Below are 2,052 nucleotides of genomic sequence, written 5' to 3'. Positions count from 1 at the left end.
CCTCGCCGGGGTGGTTTTCCCCGCCGCCGCCAACGCCCACTCGCATGCCTTCCACCGGCTGCTTCGGGGACGGACCCACGACGACGGCGGCGACTTCTGGGGCTGGCGGGAAGAAATGTACCGCGCGGCGCGGCAACTGACTCCCGCCAGCTATGAACGGCTCGCCACGGCAGTCTTCACCGAGATGGTGGTCACCGGCTGGACCAGCGTCGCCGAATTCCACTATGTTCACCACCAGCCGGGCGGTGAACCCTACGGGCCCAACAGCGGTGACATTAACGGCGGTGACACCAACGGCGGTGAGAAGCACGCCATGGAACTCGCCCTGTGCCGCGCGGCGGTCACCGCGGGAATCCGGCTGACCCTGCTGGACACCTGCTACCTCGCCGGGGGCATCGGAGCGCCACTGAAACCTGACCAGGAGCGGTTTGGCGACGCCGACGCCGACGCCTGGCTTCGCCGGTTCACCGACCTCCGGCGGAGCGTCGCCGAACAGTTCGAGCCAGCCTTCGTTACCGTCGGTGCTGCGCTGCACTCGGTTCGCGCGGTCCCCGAACAGGCACTCCGGACCCTCGCTGCAGGCCTTCCCGCCGATGTCCCCCTTCACATTCACCTGTCGGAACAACCGGCAGAAAATGCCGACTGCCTGAAGCATTACGGCACCACACCCACCGGACTGCTGCACCGGCACGGGCTACTCACCGACCGACTCAGCGCGGTCCACGCCACCCATCTCACCCCCGAGGACATCACCCTGTTGGGAGCTGCGGGCGCCACCGCAGTGATCTGCCCGACCACCGAGGCGGACCTCGCCGACGGCATCGGGCCGGGCCGCGCCCTCCGCGACGCCGGCGCCCGGATCGCCCTAGGCACTGACCAGCATGCTGTGATCGACCCGTGGCTGGAAATGCGGGGGCTCGAACACGGGGAACGGCTGGCCTCCGGGCACCGTGGACGGTTTGCCCCCGCCGACCTGCTGAACGCCGCAACCACCGGTGCTTCCCGCTCCATGGCTACCCCCGTGGCCGCCATCAGGGTAGGAAGTCCGTGCGACCTGGTCAGCATCGACCAGGCATCGCTGCGCACCGCCGGATCCGATCCCGCCCAGCTGCCGCTCACCGCCACGGCCGCCGATGTGACGGCCGTCGTCGTCGCCGGCCGGGTCATCGCCCTCGACGGGCAACATCTTGACCTTGGTGATCCGGCCGCCCTGTTGGCCGCCACCCTGGAGGGACACGGATGAGTACGCTGATCACCAACATCGGTGAACTGCTGACGCAGGACCGCGAGCAGACCGTCCTGAAAGATGCTGCGGTGGTGTTTGAGGGGGAGCGGATCAGCTGGATCGGGGCCGCATCGGATGCGCCGGCCGCAGACGAAAGGGTCGACGCGGGCGGACGCGCCGGGCTCCCCGGCTGGGTGGACAGCCACACGCACCTCGTCTTCGCGGGAGACCGCACCGCCGAGTTCGAGGCCCGGATGGCGGGTGAAGCCTATGCGGCAGGCGGGATTGCCGTCACCACCAATGCCACCCGGGCAGCCTCGGACTACGACCTCACCCGGCTCCTGCTCGGTCGGGTCGCCGAAGCAAATGCGGGCGGCACCACTTACCTGGAGACCAAGACCGGGTACGGGCTCGACGTCGGCCACGAAGCCCGCAGCGCCCGCATCGCAGCCGGCGTCGTCGACGAGGTGACATACCTGGGTGCGCATCTGGTCCCGGCCGGGGTCGATCCGGAGGACTATGTCCGCCTGGTCTGCGGGCCGATGCTCGACGCCGTCCGCCCCTTTGTGACCTGGGCCGACGTGTTCTGCGAACGGGGCGCCTTCACCGCCGAACAATCCCGGGAAATCCTTCGCACCTGCCGGGACAGCGGCCTGGGACTTCGCGTCCACGGAAACCAGCTGGGCCACGGCGAGGGAGTGCAACTCGCCGTCGAGTTCGGTGCCGCCAGCGTGGACCACGTAAACCACCTGACCGGGGCGGACCTCGACGCGCTCGCCGGCACCTGGTCCGGCTGGGACCCGGGCTCGGGCTCCGGCGTTCGCGGC

At 69.5% G+C, this 2,052-nt stretch carries 2 protein-coding genes; both read left to right on the top strand.

Features of this window, described 5'->3' with window-relative positions:
* A partial coding sequence (locus tag K728_RS0112740) for a formimidoylglutamate deiminase (RefSeq protein ID WP_019483555.1) occupies window positions 1–1,243 on the top strand: 1,243 nt, incomplete at its 5' end.
* Window positions 1,240–2,052: imidazolonepropionase (locus tag K728_RS0112735; RefSeq protein ID WP_024476923.1), on the top strand; the 813-nt coding region annotated here is incomplete at its 3' end. The genes K728_RS0112740 and K728_RS0112735, both read left to right, overlap by 4 nt.

This window comes from Arthrobacter sp. CAL618, from assembly GCF_000468215.1.
GTDB lineage: Bacteria > Actinomycetota > Actinomycetes > Actinomycetales > Micrococcaceae > Arthrobacter_D.
Note: the sequence above shows the minus strand (reverse complement) of the source record. Positions and strands in the feature narration are given on the sequence as shown.